16 protein-coding genes are annotated in these 16,516 nt (G+C 56.2%); 5 read left to right on the forward strand and 11 right to left on the reverse strand.

All coding sequences use genetic code 11. The features are described from left to right. Nucleotides 1-173: 173 nt before the first annotated feature. Genes AACY09_RS13560 through AACY09_RS13575 form a run of 4 tightly spaced genes read left to right on the forward strand, consistent with a single transcriptional unit; the run spans nt 174 to nt 3,635 of the window. Nucleotides 174-1,319, forward strand: a complete 1,146-nt coding sequence (locus tag AACY09_RS13560) for an ABC transporter permease (RefSeq protein WP_339488753.1) — start codon at nt 174-176, stop codon at nt 1,317-1,319. After that, nucleotides 1,316-2,104: an ABC transporter ATP-binding protein gene (locus tag AACY09_RS13565; RefSeq protein ID WP_339488754.1), complete on the forward strand. Its 789-nt coding sequence runs from the start codon at nt 1,316-1,318 to the stop codon at nt 2,102-2,104. Before AACY09_RS13560 ends, AACY09_RS13565 begins: the two co-directional genes overlap by 4 nt. Then, nucleotides 2,104-3,018, forward strand: a complete 915-nt coding sequence (locus AACY09_RS13570; RefSeq protein ID WP_339488756.1) for an MlaD family protein — start codon at nt 2,104-2,106, stop codon at nt 3,016-3,018. The genes AACY09_RS13565 and AACY09_RS13570 overlap by 1 nt, the downstream gene beginning before the upstream one ends. Continuing rightward, nucleotides 3,015-3,635 carry an ABC-type transport auxiliary lipoprotein family protein gene (locus AACY09_RS13575; RefSeq protein ID WP_339488758.1) on the forward strand — a complete coding sequence of 207 codons (621 nt, stop codon included), beginning with the start codon at nt 3,015-3,017 and terminating at the stop codon, nt 3,633-3,635. The genes AACY09_RS13570 and AACY09_RS13575 overlap by 4 nt, the downstream gene beginning before the upstream one ends. Here AACY09_RS13575 and AACY09_RS13580 read toward each other — a convergent pair. The 6 genes from AACY09_RS13580 to AACY09_RS13605 form a co-directional block, all read right to left on the reverse strand. Then, complete coding sequence (locus AACY09_RS13580) at nt 3,632-5,560, reverse strand: RecQ family ATP-dependent DNA helicase (protein WP_339488760.1); 1,929 nt, start codon at nt 5,558-5,560, stop codon at nt 3,632-3,634. The two genes, AACY09_RS13575 and AACY09_RS13580, sit on opposite strands and share 4 nt — an antisense overlap. A gap of 829 nt (nt 5,561-6,389) precedes the next feature. After that, nucleotides 6,390-7,733: a DUF1329 domain-containing protein gene (locus AACY09_RS13585; protein WP_339488763.1), complete on the reverse strand. Its 1,344-nt coding sequence runs from the start codon at nt 7,731-7,733 to the stop codon at nt 6,390-6,392. A gap of 457 nt (nt 7,734-8,190) precedes the next feature. Continuing rightward, complete coding sequence (trmB, locus tag AACY09_RS13590; protein WP_339489362.1) at nt 8,191-8,862, reverse strand: tRNA (guanosine(46)-N7)-methyltransferase TrmB; 672 nt, start codon at nt 8,860-8,862, stop codon at nt 8,191-8,193. Between the two features lie 171 nt (nt 8,863-9,033). Then, the gene (locus AACY09_RS13595; RefSeq protein WP_339488764.1) at nt 9,034-9,828 is read right to left on the reverse strand and encodes a thiazole synthase; all 795 of its coding nucleotides are present in this window, start codon (nt 9,826-9,828) and stop codon (nt 9,034-9,036) included. A 104-nt stretch (nt 9,829-9,932) separates the two neighbouring features. Beyond that, nucleotides 9,933-10,133 (reverse strand): sulfur carrier protein ThiS, encoded by a 201-nt coding sequence (thiS, locus tag AACY09_RS13600; RefSeq protein WP_339488766.1) that lies wholly within the window; start codon nt 10,131-10,133, stop codon nt 9,933-9,935. A 127-nt stretch (nt 10,134-10,260) separates the two neighbouring features. Next, nucleotides 10,261-10,638 carry a DUF423 domain-containing protein gene (locus AACY09_RS13605; RefSeq protein ID WP_339488768.1) on the reverse strand — a complete coding sequence of 126 codons (378 nt, stop codon included), beginning with the start codon at nt 10,636-10,638 and terminating at the stop codon, nt 10,261-10,263. Nucleotides 10,639-10,705: 67 nt separating this feature from the next. On the opposite strand from AACY09_RS13605, the gene mtgA reads away from it, so the two are divergent. Beyond that, the gene (mtgA, locus tag AACY09_RS13610) at nt 10,706-11,440 is read left to right on the forward strand and encodes a monofunctional biosynthetic peptidoglycan transglycosylase (protein ID WP_339488769.1); all 735 of its coding nucleotides are present in this window, start codon (nt 10,706-10,708) and stop codon (nt 11,438-11,440) included. Nucleotides 11,441-11,442: 2 nt separating this feature from the next. On the opposite strand, the gene AACY09_RS13615 is transcribed toward mtgA, so the two are convergent. The 5 genes from AACY09_RS13615 to ftsY all read right to left on the reverse strand — a co-directional run bounded on the left by AACY09_RS13615 (nt 11,443) and on the right by ftsY (nt 16,194). After that, nucleotides 11,443-12,060 (reverse strand): hypothetical protein, encoded by a 618-nt coding sequence (locus tag AACY09_RS13615; protein WP_339488770.1) that lies wholly within the window; start codon nt 12,058-12,060, stop codon nt 11,443-11,445. Between the two features lie 57 nt (nt 12,061-12,117). Beyond that, a complete protein-coding gene (gene rpoH, locus AACY09_RS13620; RefSeq protein WP_339488772.1) occupies nt 12,118-12,972 on the reverse strand; it encodes an RNA polymerase sigma factor RpoH in 855 nt (284 codons plus the stop codon). 111 nt (nt 12,973-13,083) lie between these two features. Continuing rightward, on the reverse strand, nt 13,084-14,100 hold the full coding sequence (gene ftsX / locus AACY09_RS13625; protein WP_339488774.1) for a permease-like cell division protein FtsX: 1,017 nt from the start codon (nt 14,098-14,100) through the stop codon (nt 13,084-13,086). Beyond that, on the reverse strand, nt 14,100-14,768 hold the full coding sequence (gene ftsE / locus AACY09_RS13630) for a cell division ATP-binding protein FtsE (protein WP_010489490.1): 669 nt from the start codon (nt 14,766-14,768) through the stop codon (nt 14,100-14,102). The genes ftsX and ftsE overlap by 1 nt, the downstream gene beginning before the upstream one ends. 91 nt (nt 14,769-14,859) lie before the next feature. Next, nucleotides 14,860-16,194, reverse strand: coding sequence for a signal recognition particle-docking protein FtsY (gene ftsY, locus AACY09_RS13635; RefSeq protein ID WP_339488778.1), 1,335 nt, complete (start codon nt 16,192-16,194; stop codon nt 14,860-14,862). Nucleotides 16,195-16,516 lie beyond the last annotated feature (322 nt).

The following is a 16,516-nucleotide window of genomic DNA, read 5'->3' on the forward strand; positions in this document are numbered from 1 at the left end:
CCATACGCTGCGCCGAGCACGGCGACTGTCCATTGGCTATTTAGCGATTCTAGCCGGACAACGGAAGGCCGCGCTGCAAATACCCTGCAGACGTCGCTGAATCTATCGACGGGTGATGGCTGCGCGCCGAGTCTGTTACTGTTAGCCGTAACGCAAGCAGGCTAAGTCAGGACATGACCACAGCACCCTTTATTAACCCGCTTCAATCAGACCGCAAGGATGCAGGCTCTGGCTTGCACGTGGGCGGTGATTGGACCTTGGCCCACTTCGCTGCGCTTGAGCCGCAAGTCATGAGCGCCCGTGAAACAATGGCTGCTGATGCGACAATCGATCTCAGCGAGATCAACCAGTTAGATACCGCTGGCGCCGCCTTGTTGGTCGACCTACTCGGCGCAGCACGGCTAGAGAGCCTGGCGGTTGATTCACCGCAATTAAGCGCCGAACGCCGGCTGCTGCTACAGAGCGTTGGCCATGCGATAACTGAGTCCCGTCGGACACCGCCGGCGAAAAGTCCTTCGGCAATTTCTGAGTTTTTCGGCCACGTTGGCATGGCGGTCGATGATGTCTTTTGCAAAGCCCGCGAGCTGCTCGGATTCTTTGGTTTGACCGTCAGCACCATGCTCAGCGTGTTGTTCAAACCCAACCGCTGGCGCATTACCTCGCTGACTTCACACCTGGAACAAACCGGGCTCAATGCAGTGCCCATTGTGGCGCTACTGACCTTTCTGGTCGGCGCGGTAGTGGCATTTCTAGGTGCAACCATTCTTGCTGACTTCGGCGCCAGCATTTACACCATCAACTTGGTGGCGTTCTCTTTCCTCCGGGAATTTGGCGTACTGCTCACAGCCATCTTGATGGCGGGACGCACTGCCAGTGCCTTCACCGCGCAAATTGGCTCAATGAAGGCCAATGAAGAAATTGATGCAATCCGCACGCTTGGCCTGAGCCCGATTGAAATACTGGTGGTGCCACGGGTCTATGCCATGCTGATTGCCCTGCCGATCCTGACATTTATCGCCATGATCTGCGGCATCGTCGGCGGCGCCATGGTCTGCGCCTTGACTCTGAATATCTCGGTCACCAGCTTTATCAGCATCTTTCACGAAAGCATCGAACTTAAGCATTTTCTGGTGGGCATGATCAAAGCGCCGATCTTTGCTTTCCTGATTGCGATTATTGGCTGCCTAGAAGGTTTCAAGGTCACCGGCAGCGCCCAGTCCGTCGGTGAGCGCACCACCTCCAGCGTGGTTCAGTCGATCTTCGTGGTGATTCTGTTGGATGCCATCTTCGCGCTGTTTATGGTGGAGATGGGCTGGTGACCAAAGAAACGGTGATTGAAGTGCGCGGCCTGTGCAATCGCTTTGGTGCGCAGAGCGTGCATGAAAACCTCGACCTCGACTTATACCGGGGTGAAGTGCTCGGCGTGGTGGGCGGTTCAGGTACGGGCAAGTCGGTGCTGCTGCGCTCGATTGTCGGCTTGCGCGAACCCAATGCAGGCAAGATTGATGTCTTCGGGCAAACCTTGCTGGAGCTGGACGACCATCAACGCTCCTTGATTGAGCGACGTTTCGGCGTGCTTTACCAGCGCGGTGCTTTGTTTTCGTCACTCACCGTCACCGAGAACATTGCCCTGCCACTCATTGAGCACGCCAAACTCAGCCGCGCCTCGGCCGAGCGTCTGGCGCGGGTTAAAATAGCCATGGTCGGATTACCCTGTGTAACCGGCGACAAGTACCCCTCGGAGTTGTCCGGTGGCATGATCAAACGTGCGGCCTTGGCGCGAGCATTGGCACTTGAGCCTGACATTCTGTTTCTAGATGAACCCACGGCTGGTCTGGACCCCATTGGCGCCGCCGATTTCGACCGGTTGATTCTGACCCTGCGCGACGCCCTTGGCCTCAGCGTATTTCTGGTCACCCACGACCTCGACACCCTTTACACCATTTGTGACCGCATCGCCGTGCTCTCACAGAAACGCGTGCTGGTCGCTGACACTCTGGAAAACGTCGCGGCAACTGACGACCCATGGATTCAGCAGTATTTTCACGGCCCGCGTGGACGCGCGGCCAAGCAGGCGGCGGATAACGCGCCACGGAGAGCTTAATGGAACCTCGCGCACATCATGTTTTGATTGGCCTGTTTACCGTGCTGGTGGTCAGCGCTGCGCTGGTATTTGCAATCTGGCTAAGCAAGCACTCTGCCGACCAGCAGTACAACGAATACAGCGTGGTGTTCAATGAGACGGTTAATGGCCTGTCACGCGGCAGCGCTGTGCAATACAGCGGCATTACCGTCGGCGATGTTCAGCGCTTGTTCCTCGACCCAAAAGACCCGCGCAAGGTCATAGCCTGGATTCGTATCGCCAGCAATACCCCGATCAAAACAGACACCCGCGCACGCCTCTCGATTACCGGCATTACGGGCACGGCAGTGATCCAAATGCACAGCGGCACACCGCAAAGCCCACGCTTGCTTAGCAAAGAAGGCGAGCGCCCCCAAATCATTGCTGACCGTTCGCCACTGGCCAAATTGCTCGCCAATGGGGATGACCTGGTGTTCAACGTCAATCACTTGATCAATCAGGCCAATCACCTGCTCAACGATGAAAATCTGGACAACGTAGCCAAAACTCTGAACAACCTTGAAGCGGTCACCGCGATGGTTGCAGAGCAGCGCGACACCCTGAACAAGACCGCGAATCAGATCAGCATCGCCAGCACTGAAACCGCCACCCTGATGCGTAATGCCAACAAGCTGCTCACCACCTCAGGGCGCAAGAGCTTTGACAATATTGAGCGGATCAGCGAATCGCTGGAGCGCAGCAGCAACAATATCGAACGTATTCTTAGTGAGAACCGCAACGCACTGCGCCAAGGCATGCAGGGTGTAAGCAACCTGGGCCCGGCGATCAATGAGCTGCGCGACACCATGGGGGCCATCCGCTCCTTCTCGCGCCGTGTCGAGGACGATCCGGCCTATCTACTGCGCAGCGATACCATCAAGGAGTTTCAGCCATGAGCCGGTTTATCAGCATCAGTGCTCTTGCCTTCAGCACGCTTATGCTCAGCGCCTGCTCTATCTTGCCGGAGCCTGAACAGCTGCATGTTTATCGCTTGCCAAGCACTGTACCTAGTGCGGCCGCCAGCGCAAGCCGCAGCCCCATGACCTTGCAGATCAACCGGCCAAACAGCAATCAGATTCTCGATAGCTCGCGCATTGTGGTGCTGCCCGACGGCAATCAAGTCAGCACTTACCAAGGCGTGCGCTGGAGTGACCGGGCACCGACGGTGCTGCGTGATCGCTTGATCGACGGCTTCGTCAACGCCAACCGCTTTGCCGCGGTGAGCAGTGACGACAATCACTTGCAAACCGATCTGCAATTGGTGAGTAGCCTGCGTGCCTTCCAAAGTGAATACCGCAACGGTGCACCACAGGTGCAAATTCAGTTGGATGCTCAGTTGGTGAACAGTCACCAGCAGATTATCGCCAGCCGACGTTTTAATGTCAGCCAAGGCGCCACAGACACGGCTATCGACAATGTAGTTGCAGCTTTCGGTAGCGCGGCGGACAGCTTGTCCACACAGGTGATCGAGTGGACGGTCAGGCAGAGCAAAACCGCCTCAAAGCAGCCCTAACCGGCTTCAACCCATGCCCGCACCTGGGCATAAGGGTATTGCTGCAGCGCTGCGAACCCGGCCACGTTGCGCGCCTTGAGCTTGGTCAGCAGGGGCACGCTAATACCGCAGAAAAAGCGGGTTAAGCATTCGCTACTCGGGGTGCCGCCTTTGGCCGCTTGGTAACGCAGAATAAATTCAGCCGCCAATGCGCTTACAGACTGCTGAGCAAGAGGCGCCAATGCTGGCGGCTCCGGCAGGCGGGCAACCTGGCCCTCGCACACGGAACAATGACCACACTGCAACGGCGCATGTTCGTCTCCAAAGTAACTGGCAAGACGCTGACTCAAGCATCTGTCACTGGCGAATAGGTCGAGCATGGCGTGGATCCGTTCAATCTCACTGTGCTCTTGCTGCTTGAAGTAGCGGTGCAGATCCTCGCTCAGTTGGCCGGGATCAAACTCCGTATCGAGCAGTGCATAGACATCGGTCATTTGCTTGCTTTCAAGCTCGATCCAGCCGCTCTCGTGAAAATAATCCAGCGCTTTTATCACCCGCGCACGCTCGGCTTGGTATTGCTGGTACAGCTGATCGAAGTCAACCGTACACCAGGTTCGCGCGCGCTTGGATGACTCCACCAAAGCCGCAACAAAGGCTTGGCGCTCGCCTTCGAACTTGGCGATCAGCTGTTCAGGCTCAATCAGATATTTGAAGCGATACTCCGCGAAGTAGGCGTATTTCGGGGCAATAATCTGCCGAAGCTCAAGCTGCACCAACAAGGTTTTCAAGGCCAACAGGCGAATATTGCTCTGCTCTGAAAGTGCATTGAAGGTCAGCTCCCACTGGCCGTCAGCGCAGCTGGCGAGCAACTCGTCGAGTACATAGGCGATACCGTCCAACTCCGGCGTATCACCGTAGACGAAGTTTTCCAGCACATTCAGGCTGTCCCGATTGGCCATGACCCAACAGTCCGAAGGCTGGCCATCACGCCCTGCACGTCCGATTTCCTGACTGTAATTTTCCACCGATTTGGGTAAGTCGTAATGCACCACATTGCGAATATCACTTTTATCGATGCCCATGCCAAAGGCGATAGTGGCGACAATGCAATTCAACTCGCCGCCCATAAACTGGCGCTGGATAGACTCCCGTCGTTCATGGGGCATACCGGCATGGTAAGCGCTGGCAGGGAAGCCTTTGGCAGCGAGCAAATCAGCCACCTGCTCGGCGGTTTTCTGCTGGGTGACATACACGATACTGGGCTGTCCGACTTTGGCAGACAGCCACTCGACCAGGCGCCGCTGCTTGTCAGCCCCGGCAACCGGCTCCACCAGTAAGTTCAGGTTGGGCCGGTAGAAACCGGTGGTCACCACATCTGACTCGGCGATTTCGAACTTGCGCTGCATATCAGCGATGACCGGCGGCGTAGCGGTCGCGGTAAGCAGCAACACCTGAGCAATGTTGAACTGCCGGCGATACTCGGGCAGTTTCAAGTAATCCGGCCGGAAGTTATGACCCCATTCCGAGATACAGTGGGCCTCATCGACCACCAGCAACGAGATCGGCACTTGCTGGATAAAATTGCGGAAGCGTTCGTTCTTCAGCCGTTCCACCGAAATCATCAAGACTTTTAATTCACCGCTTTTGGCGTCGCGCATGACCTGCGCGGTCTGCTCGCGGCTCTGGGCAGAATCAATGCTCGCCGCCTTGATCGAGTGACGTTGCAAGAACCCTAATTGATCCTGCATCAACGCCAGCAGAGGCGAGACCACCAAGGTCAGGTGCGGCAGGTGCATAGCGGGCAACTGGTAACACATCGACTTACCGGAGCCGGTCGGAAAGATTGCCGCAACAGACCGGCCAGCCATGATGGCGTTGATCGCCGCCTCCTGGCCGGGGCGAAATTGTTGGTAGCCAAAGATGCGTTGCAGGCTCTCGTAAATCAACAGTCTCTCCTTTTGAATCATGCACAGGATGCAATGTGACAGCTGGAACCTCAGGCGAACACCCTCTCGACGACTGGTCAGTTGCAAGCGGATGCAGGATTTCAGCTCAACCACCCGCATTTACTGGGCCCGACTGTCCCTCAATGTCTTAAAGAAATATCAGTCCGCTGGCTATGCCCAATCCTTCTAACGGCGGTGCTGAGCTTGGGGTAGATTAGGTTCATGAACAGTTGCACAGGAGATCAATATGAAGGAATCGGCTTTTACGGCAGCTTGTCTGCTTTGAACTGAACCATCAACAAAGCGGGCCGAACACCCTACGCACCTAACGCTTTTGCCTTGCAGGAGCCGGTACACGAGGCCAACGACCTTGCCACTGGTTGAGTATCAAAACCCTCAAGTTAGCCGACAACTGGGCCTGGAAACTCGACGTCACGTTGCCATATCAACGTTCGGCACCAACAGTTTGGAGCGGCACACCGGCATTCGTCTGATGACGACCAGTAAATCTGGAGCTGGCAGCGCACAAATGAGTTGGATCTACTGTAGAACCAAGAATGCCAACGCTACTCAGTCTTCAGCGCACAGCACATAGGCAGGACTTATAGCCGTGATGAGCGGCCCCGTTTCAACCGTATCTCCATCGTTTCATCCGCGTAACGTGTAGGAACTGTATCAGCAGTCACTCACAAAAAGCCGCCTTAAGGCGGCTTTTCCGCGTCTGGCTGGCCGTCCTGCTCAGCGGCTGAAGGAGCCAGCGTAATGCCCTGCAAAAACAAAACACCCCGCGCAGTTCCCTTCGCAGGGTGCTGGGTCACGCGGGCGCGCTTCAGTTGCCCGAGCGGCGCAACGCCTGGGGCGTGAAATCACGCGGCGTCAGGTCGGCATTGAAATTGTACATCGGCTCATTGTTATCCAGACCATCGACAAAATAGCGCTCGCCTTTGAAGTCATAGATGGTTTCCAGCGTGCTGCCAAACATGGGCACATCGTAGTAACTGATCGGATGGCTTTCTTGCAAGCCGCTCAACTCGCCGTCCTTGTTGTACAGGTCAACCGCCAGAATCTGCCAGCTGTCTTCATCAATGTAGAAACGGCGTTTGGCATAAGGGTGGCTGAAGCCCTTGCGCAACTCCGCCTCCACAACCCATACCCGATGCAGCTCATAGCGTAGCAACTCAGGGTTGAGCGTGCTGCGCTTGAGAATTGTCTCGTATGGGATACCTTGCTGATGCACCGCGTAGCTGTTGTACGGCACGATCATTTCTTGCTTGCCCAGCAGCTTCCACTCGTAACGGTTTGGCGCACCGTTGTAGGAGTCGACTACGTCGGCAGTGGCCATGCCATTGGTGTCAGGTTGCAAGGTGTCATACGCTAGCATTGGCAAACGGCGCACGCGACGTTCACCGCGGTTGAAGCGCCAGGCTTTGCGAATCGCCAGAACCTGGTCGAGGGTTTCCTGCACAACCAACGCAGAACCAGCCAGCTTGGATGGCGCGACCACCTTGTATTTGTAATAGAACAAGGTGTTATTGAGGTCTTTCGGCGTCACGCCCTCGCGGCCGTATAAAAAATAAACGTCACGCTCGAGCTTGAGCAGGTTGTAAGAGCCGTTCGCAAGCACCGCCGCCTGATTGGTGACAAAACTGATCTGGTCTCCACGGTAACGCATGATGTGGTTCCAGATGGCTTCCTGGCCGTTTTGCGGCAACGGGAACGGTATGCCCGAGGCAACACCGTCCACGCCATTGCCACCGGATATCAGCTCGGCGTTAACTGCGTTATACCGGGTGGCATCGTAAATACGTTGCGGCGCAGCAGCGCTTCGATGAGTGGGGAATACCTGCAGATAATAATCTGGGTGCTTCTCCAGCAGTACCTTGAGGCCCAAGGGCAACTGCGCTTGGTACTGGCTTATGTTTTGACTATTGACCTGATACAGCGGCTGCTCGCCAGCGTATGGATCAGGATGATGCATGCCTGCCGAGTAATTGGCGGGTGGCTTGGCCAAGCCGCCTTCCCAGCGGGGAATAGTGCCAGCGGCGTTGCCGGCTATTTCACCACCGAGCGGGGTCAGGTCCTGGCCAAGCCGGTTAGCCTGACTATTATCAACCTTGGCTTGGGCGTTCAGCGCCACTGCAGCCAACAACAGAATCGAGAATTTGCGCAACACAGTACTCTCCCACAGCGCAGACTACTTTCATGCACCGCTGTTTTTTATCCCAAGCAATGGCTTGGCTTTATTGGTCAGTCTTGGTGAGAAGCCATCCTGGCGCCGAGTCCTCCCGGCTTTGTGCTCATCCTTGAGTTGACGTATCAGCCTGGCGGTTACTGACTCAAGTGCCTGCACTAAGGGCAAACACAGGCGACCTACGGCTAAAAGTCGGGCGCAGTCTACCCTTTCAAACAAGCATTTGCTTTGGGTGCGAGGTAAATTTGTTACTCAGGGCGCGGTGTGGCGCACATGCGGTGCAAGCAAGGCTTGAATCACGGGCGATTGGGCGGATCAGCGCAATTGCAAATTTTTGTAAACGACGCTGCTTCGCGCGGTGTTTAACATCATCGCTCAGCCACGTTTAGAAAACAGACCGGTGCAGCCTGTGCCGGGACACAGGCTGCTGGCTGAAGGCCTAGTCCTGGCGCTCGAACTTTAAGTCCCAGACACCATGGCCCAGGCGCTCACCACGGCGTTCAAACTTGGTGATTGGTCGCTCTGCAGGACGTGGAACCCAGGTGCCGTCGTCCGCCAGGTTTTTGTAACCGGGCGCCGCGTTCATCACTTCCAGCATGTACTCGGCATAAGGCTCCCAGTCAGTGGCCATGTGCAGCACACCGCCGACTTTAAGCTTCTGCCGAACCAGCTCAGCAAACTCGAGCTGAACAATGCGCCGCTTGTGGTGACGCGCCTTGTGCCATGGGTCCGGAAAAAACAGCATCAGCCTGTCGAGGCTGTTGTCGGCAACACAGTTGCGCAGCACTTCCAAGGCATCGCAGCTATAAACGCGGACGTTACTTATGTTCTGCGTCAGCAAACCATTAAGCAAAGCGCCCACGCCAGGACGGTGCACCTCGACCCCGATAAAGTCGTGCTCAGGCGCCGCTGCAGCCATCTCAAGCAAGGAATGGCCCATGCCAAAGCCAATTTCAAAGGTGCGTGGCGCTTGACGCCCGAACACGGCATCAAAATCCTGAGGGCCGTCTTCAAGCTTTAAACCAAACTTGCTCAAACCCTGATCCAGACCCCGCTGTTGTCCTTCGGTCATGCGCCCAGCGCGCATAACAAAGCTCTTGATGGTGCGCAGCTTAGGCGAAGTGTCAGGGGTGGCCTGTGGAGAATCAGTCATTTCGTACTCTTACTCGGGGGTACTGCGTCTGCCGGCGCCAAGGCTTAGCCCGACGCGGGTAGACAATTAAGGAAAACTGGAGCTTGGTAAATTGCTTACAACGCAGCGCAGTAGTTTTTCCGTGATTTATTAGCGGATCATACCGTCCAGGGGCGATGAAGCACTGGCATACAGCTTCTTCGGCATGCGCCCCGCCAAGTAAGCCAGACGACCGGCTTCAATGGCGTACTTCATGGCTTCAGCCATCATTACCGGGTTTTGTGCATGGGCGATTGCGCTGTTCATCAGCACGGCTTCACAGCCCAGTTCCATGGCGATGGTGGCATCCGAGGCAGTGCCCACGCCGGCATCAACCAGCACCGGCACTGTGGCTTCTTCGAGGATGATGCGCAGGTTGTACGGGTTGCAGATACCCAAGCCAGTGCCGATCAAACCGGCCAGCGGCATCACCGCGATGCAGCCCATCTCGGCCAGCAGGCGAGCGATAATCGGGTCGTCGCTGGTATACACCATTACATCAAAGCCATCTTTGACCAGAATTTCAGCGGCCTTGATGGTTTCGATCACGTTCGGAAACAAGGTCTTCTGATCGGCCAACACTTCAAGCTTGACCAGATTGTGGCCATCGAGCAGTTCACGGGCCAGGCGGCAAGTACGCACAGCCTCGGCAGCATCGTAACAACCTGCGGTATTCGGCAGAATGGTGTAGCGATCAGGGGAAATGACATCAAGCAGGTTTGGCTCGCCCGGGTTCTGGCCGATGTTGGTGCGACGCACCGCTACGGTGACGATCTCTGCACCAGAGGCCTCAATGGCGACCCGGGTTTGCTCCAGATCCTGGTACTTACCGGTGCCCACCAATAAACGCGATTGATAGGTACGACCGGCCAGCGTGAAAGGTTTGTCGTTACGAACTTGGCTCATCGAAAACTCCTCGTGCGGGTTGCGCTCTATAAGCCTGAGCTTGAGCACCTAGCAAAATTGGCGGGATGTAACACCTACTGATCCGCTGAAAAGGCAGCGCGTGCTTAGCCGCCACCGATTGCGTGGACAACTTCTATTCGATCACCTTCTGCCAACACAGTGCTGGCATGCTGGCTGCGAGGCACAATATCCAGATTGAGTTCGACCGCCACGCGGCGGCCCGTCAGATCCAGCTGAGCAATCAGCCCAGCGACAGTCTGGCCATCGGTAAGCTCAAGTGGCTCACCATTGAGTTGAATGCGCATGAAGTAGCGGTCCCAAATTCAAAGGGGTCAGCATTCTAGCCCGATCAACCGCTACGACCAAGGCCAAAGCGCATCATTCTCGCTATTTTCTGACGCGCGAGTCAGCTTGCATACATTGGCAGCTTTCTCAGTTCGGCGTTAAGCGCCAAGCGGCCAAGCCCAGGCATAACCAACCCAGCAAAAATGCCAAACCACCGAAGGGAGTGATTATCCCCAGCTTGCCGATTCCACTGAGGCTCAAGGCATACAAACTGCCGGAGAACAGCGCGATGCCTGCGCAAAAGAACACGCCCGCCAAGGTCACCCAGCGCCCCGGCGCGTACAGCGCAAGCAAGCCGACACCAAACAGCGCCAAGGCATGAATCAACTGGTAATGGGTGCCGGTTTGGAACACCGCCAAATAGTCGCTGCTGAGGGTCTTCTTCAGGCCATGGGCAGCAAATGCACCAAGGCCCACACCGGTGAAACCGGCAACAGCTGACAAGATTAACCACAAACGCGCCATCGATCACTCCAGACAAGGCCAGTATGATCGTTATAATGGCCTGCAAACTCAGCCGGGCCAAGCACGCATGTTTCAAACCATCCGCCGCATTCTGTTTAAATCCCTGCTCTGGTTCATGGCCGGTTCGGCCCTGCTGGTTTTGGTGCTGCGTTGGGTGCCACCACCGGGCAGCGCGCTGATGGTCGAGCGCAAGGTGCAATCATGGATGAATGGCAAGCCCATTGACCTGCAACGCACATGGCGACCGTGGAAAGAGCTGCCTGATGATTTGAAAATCGCCGTGATCGCCGGTGAAGACCAGAAATTTTCTGAGCACTGGGGCTTTGACGTTGCCGCGATCCGCGCAGCGATTGAACACAATCAGGAAGGCGGCAGCATGCGCGGCGCCAGCACCCTGAGCCAGCAAGTGGCGAAAAACCTGTTTCTCTGGTCAGGCCGCAGCTGGCTGCGCAAAGGCATCGAGGTCTGGTTCACCGGCCTGCTCGAGTTGCTTTGGCCTAAACAACGAATTCTCGAAGTCTATTTGAACACCGCCGAATGGGGCGTCGGTGTATTCGGCGCACAGGCCGCAGCAGAGCATCACTTTGGCACTGGCGCATCCTATTTATCAGCACACCAGGCCAGCTTACTTGCGGCCGTGCTGCCGAACCCGCGCGAATGGAGTGCCAGCAGGCCAACCGCTTATATCAACCGGAGGGCGAGCTGGATTCGCCGGCAAATGCGCCAACTCGGTGGCAGCCATTACCTGAATCAGCTCAGCCCTTCAAAACCACAGTGGATGGCGGACGCGCTGGGCAAGTAAGCTCAGGGCGCAAGCAGGCGCTGGGGCACGGCAAACAGCAATTCGACATCGTCATCAAGGGTGTGCACGGTAATCCCGAACTGTGGATAAACCAGAGCCTGCCCGCCTTCCTTCAGTTCGAGACGTAGTTTCGGCTGACCCAGGGTACTGACTATTTGCTCAATGCTGACGGCATCCAAGGGCTTGAGGCTCAGGTAAATAATCTCGTAATGCCCAAGCTGCCTGACCAATTGCGCACTCAGTGGCTGCTCCTCGCCTTTCTCGTCAACGCCCGCCGCCGCCATCAGGCTAGTCAACTCATCATCACTCAGGGCGATACGGGCTTCGACTGTCCAGACCTGATCATCAGCCTGTAACTCACTGCGGTAAAGCAGCCGAGAGCCGTCGAGACGTGGCTGCAACCAAAGCTCACCGTCGTCTTCAACTTCACCGCTCAGGCCGGACAAGGAGAGTTGATCAGCGGCCAATGGATCAAAAATATCGGTCTGCCATTTCTGCAGCCATGCCAGCGGCTCGACCGTTTGTGGGCCGCGCATCAGCCATGCGCCCCAGCTAAAAAAGATCACCGCGACACCTGCAAAAATTAACCAGTGTTGAACACGCAACGGCGGCAACTTCATATTTTTCCTCAGGCAGAAAAAAGCCGCACTGATGTGCGGCTTCTTGAATCCCTAGGCTCAGGCAGCAATTGAGCCTTTGAGCTTACTCATAGCATTTTTCTCTAACTGGCGAATGCGCTCAGCAGAAACATTGTACTTCGCCGCCAAGTCATGCAGCGTGGCTTTTTCTTCTGATAACCAGCGCTGATAGAGAATATCGCGACTGCGTTCATCAAGGCCGTCCAGCGCTTCGTGCAGGTTAGCCGTAGAGCTATCACTCCAATCCGCGTCTTCAAGCTGCACCGCTGGATCGTAGCGGTGATCCTCAAGGTACTGAGCGGGTGTCTGGAATGCGCGGTCGTCATCATCGTCAGCCGCCGGATCGAAGGCCATGTCGTGACCAGTCAGACGACTTTCCATTTCGCGCACTTCACGGGGTTCAACACCGAGGCTTTCAGCCACTGCGTTGACCTCATCATTGTTCAACCAAGCCAGACGTTTCTTTTGGCTGCGCAGGTTAAAGAACAGCTTACGCTGAGCTTTGGTGGTTGCCACTTTGACAATGCGCCAGTTGCGCAGGATGAACTCGTGAATTTCTGCACGAATCCAGTGCACGGCAAAGGACACCAGACGCACACCCATTTCTGGGTTGAAGCGTTTAACCGCTTTCATAAGGCCGACATTGCCTTCTTGGATCAGGTCAGCTTGCGCCAAGCCATAACCCGAGTAGCTACGTGCGATGTGCACGACAAAGCGCAGGTGAGCGAGCACCATTTGCCGTGCAGCCTCTAAATTCTGTTGGTAGAAGAGACTTTCGGCCAGCTCGCGCTCCTGCTCAGGCGTCAGCAGCGGAATGCTGTTGACCGCATGCACATAAGCCTCCAGGTTGGCGCCTGGAACTAAAGCATGAACAGGTTGCAAGGAAGTGGACATTTGTATCCTCCAAACGACTTAACAGGTGCAGCTTACCACTGCTCGATATGACTTAGAACGCCTCTACAAGTTCCGTCACTAATAGTCAATATCAATCAAATCAATAACTTGTCACTTAGGTGCCAGCTCGCGCAGATGACGCGCTACCGCTAGCCAGGCGCCAATATAACCGAGCAATACCGCGCCGAGTAGTAGTGATAGACCATCGGCTACTGCGACACCGCCCAAACTGAAATCGCTGCCATACAAATCGGCCAACCGGACCACGGCTCCGTCCAGCCAATTCAGACCGTATGCAAGCACCAGCCACGCCAGCACGCCGGCGCCGAAGCCATAGAGCGCGCCCATATACAGAAAGGGCCTGCGCACGTAGCTGTCGGTACCGCCGACCAGCTTGATGACTTCAATCTCGGTGCGGCGATTCTCAATATGCAGGCGGATGGTGTTACCGATAACCAGCAGCAGCGCCATAATCAGCAGCAAGGTCAGCCCGAAGATAAAGCGCTCGCCAAGCTTGAGAATGGCGGTTAAGCGTTCAACCCAGAGCAAGTCCAACTGTGCCTGCTGCACCTTGGGCAACGCGGCAAGCCTTTCACGCAGGGCCTCAAGGCCGACTTTGTCGACCTCTTTGGGCGTGACCAGCACCACGCCTGGCAGTGGATTTTCCGGCAACTCTTTCAAGGCCTGACCTAAACCAGATTGCTCTTGGAACTCGGATAAGGCCTGCTCGCGGCTGACCCAGTCGGTCTGCGCGACATCGTCCATTTTGTCGATTTGCTCGCGCAGCGCCTGACCATCAGCGTCGCTCGCATCAATCTGCAGAAACAGCGAGATCTGTGCTGCGCGCTGCCACGAGCCACCCAAGCGCTCGACATTGTTGAGCAGCAGGGACAACCCCATCGGCAGGCTCAGGGCAACCGCCATGACTAAACAGGTAAAGAAGCTGCCAATCGGCTGCTTGCCCAAACGGCGCAGGCTATCCGCCAAACTGGCACGGTGGTTCTCCAGCCAGGAGTGCAGCTGGGTCTTGAAGTCCGGGCCGTCTTCAAGGCTGTTGTGTTCCGCTTTTTTCGGCGCAGCACCTACCCGCTGGGCAGGCTGCGGCGGAGGCATACGAGTCGCACTCATTAGACGGCGTCTCCATCACCAATCAAACGGCCGCGCTGCAATGTCAGCATGCGGTGACGCATGCGTGCGATCAACGCCAAATCGTGGCTGGCAATCAGCACGCTGGTGCCCAGCCGGTTTATGTCTTCAAACACACCCATGATCTCGGCAGCCAATCGCGGGTCAAGGTTCCCGGTTGGCTCATCCGCAAGCAGTAAAGCCGGACGGTGGACGATGGCCCGGGCAATGCCGACCCGTTGCTGCTGTCCAGTGGAAAGATCACCCGGGAACTGCTCGGCTTTATCCGACAGCGCCACACGCTCCAATGCCGAACCGACACGCTCACCAATCTCGGCCTTGGACAAACCAAGGATCTGCAACGGCAAGGCCACGTTGTCGAAAACACTGCGGTCGAACAGCAACTGGTGATTCTGGAACACCACGCCAATCTGGCGGCGCAAGAATGGAATCTGCGCGTTGGTGATTTGGCCCAGGTCCTGGCCCGCCAGCAACAGTTTGCCGCTGGTTGGCCGCTCCATCGCCAAAATCAGGCGCAGCAAGGTACTTTTGCCCGCGCCAGAGTGGCCGGTGACGAATAAAAACTCACCACGACGCACACGAAAGCTGAGTTCGTGGAGCCCGACATGTCCATTCGGATAACGCTTACCGACCTGCTCGAAACGAATCATCGAGGGTGTGTCCTAGTTATGTTGCAAAAACAATTGAGCATCTTTCGAGCAACCTATTGACGCTGCTCCTCGAAGGATCCTAGGCACAGATTCAACGCTCGGCAAACAGCGCCTTAACGAAGTCATCTGCAACAAAGGTGCGCAAATCGTCGATTCCTTCACCAACACCGATATAACGAATCGGCAAACCGAACTGTTTGGCCAGAGCGAAGATCACGCCACCTTTAGCGGTGCCATCCAGCTTGGTCAAAACTAAACCGTTCAAGTTCACGGTTTGGTTGAATTGTTTCGCTTGATTGATCGCGTTCTGCCCGGTGCCGGCATCCAGTACCAGCAACACTTCGTGCGGCGCGGTGTCATCCAGCTTGCCCATGACCCGACGGACCTTCTTCAATTCTTCCATCAGGTTGTCTTTGGTATGCAGGCGGCCTGCGGTATCTGCGATTAACACATCGACGCCGCGAGATTTGGCCGCTTGAACCGCATCGAAGATCACCGATGCGGAGTCAGCGCCGGTATGCTGGGCAATGACCGGGATGTTGTTGCGCTCACCCCAAACCTGTAACTGCTCAACAGCCGCCGCGCGGAAGGTGTCGCCCGCCGCGAGCATGACTTTCTTACCGTCCTGCTGAAGCTTTTTCGCCAGTTTACCGATGGTCGTGGTCTTACCCGCGCCATTGACACCTACAACCAGAATTACATATGGGGTTTTGCTGCTGTCGATTACCAGTGGTTGCTCAACCGGTTTGAGCAGCGCAGCCAATTCGTCCTGCAGCGACTTGTACAGCGCGTCGACCTTGGTCAGCTCTTTACGGGCGACCTTCTGGGTGAGGTTCTGAATGATCAGCGTCGTTGCCTCGACACCGACGTCAGCCACAAGCAAACGGGTCTCAATTTCGTCGATCAGGTCGTCATCGATGGTCTTCTGGCCGAGAAACAACCCCGCCATCCCTTCGCCAAGGCCCGCACTGGTCTTCGACAGACCTTGCTTGAGGCGATTAAACCAACCACTTGAAGTGCTCGGTGCTTCTTGCTCATCGACGACTACCGGCGCGGCTGCAACAGGTTCAGGCGCGGGTGACGGTACATTTGGCTGGGCGAGCGCCTGCTGAACGGGAGCGGGCTGGTCTGTAGGCGGTATAACCACCTCAACAAGCGCTGGCTCAATAGGCGTGGGCGCATCAGGCTCGTCGGTAACGGGCGCAGGTGCAGGCACAGCAGGCTCAACTGCTGGCGGGACGGGCTCGGCGGGTTCGACCACAGGCGGCAGCGTCTCAGGCTGCACCGGAGAAGGTGTCGGCTCCTGCGGTTTCTTCCGCAACCAGCCAAACAGGCCTTTCTTTTCGGCAGTTTTGTCAGCAGTTTGCACGGGTGTATTCGTGTCAGGCGCTGCTGGGGCCTTCTTATCGTCGTTGGAACCAAACATGGAGGCCGGCTATCTCACAGAAGCGACGCGCCAGTATCTGCGCTAAAAACCTAACAGTTGCAGGACAAATAGTCGCAGCTGACTGTTCGATGGTGGTTTTTAGTGACTTTTACAGGCATGGTCGGCAGTAAAACGGATGAGTATCCTAGCACCTCAGCACCCGCAGACGCTAAGCCCTCGTGACCAGCCGCTGCTCTTAGCTGTTTAACCACTGCTTCATGTGTGATGATCTACCAAGGCGCAGGCTTGAGCTGGAGAAGAGCTACATATGGGCTCAGCATCAGACTCAACGCCTCAGGCATGCAGATTTGCGCTCCACTCA

The organism is Pseudomonas sp. EL_65y_Pfl2_R95 (assembly GCF_963971045.1).
In the GTDB taxonomy this organism is placed as follows: Bacteria; Pseudomonadota; Gammaproteobacteria; order Pseudomonadales; family Pseudomonadaceae; genus Aquipseudomonas.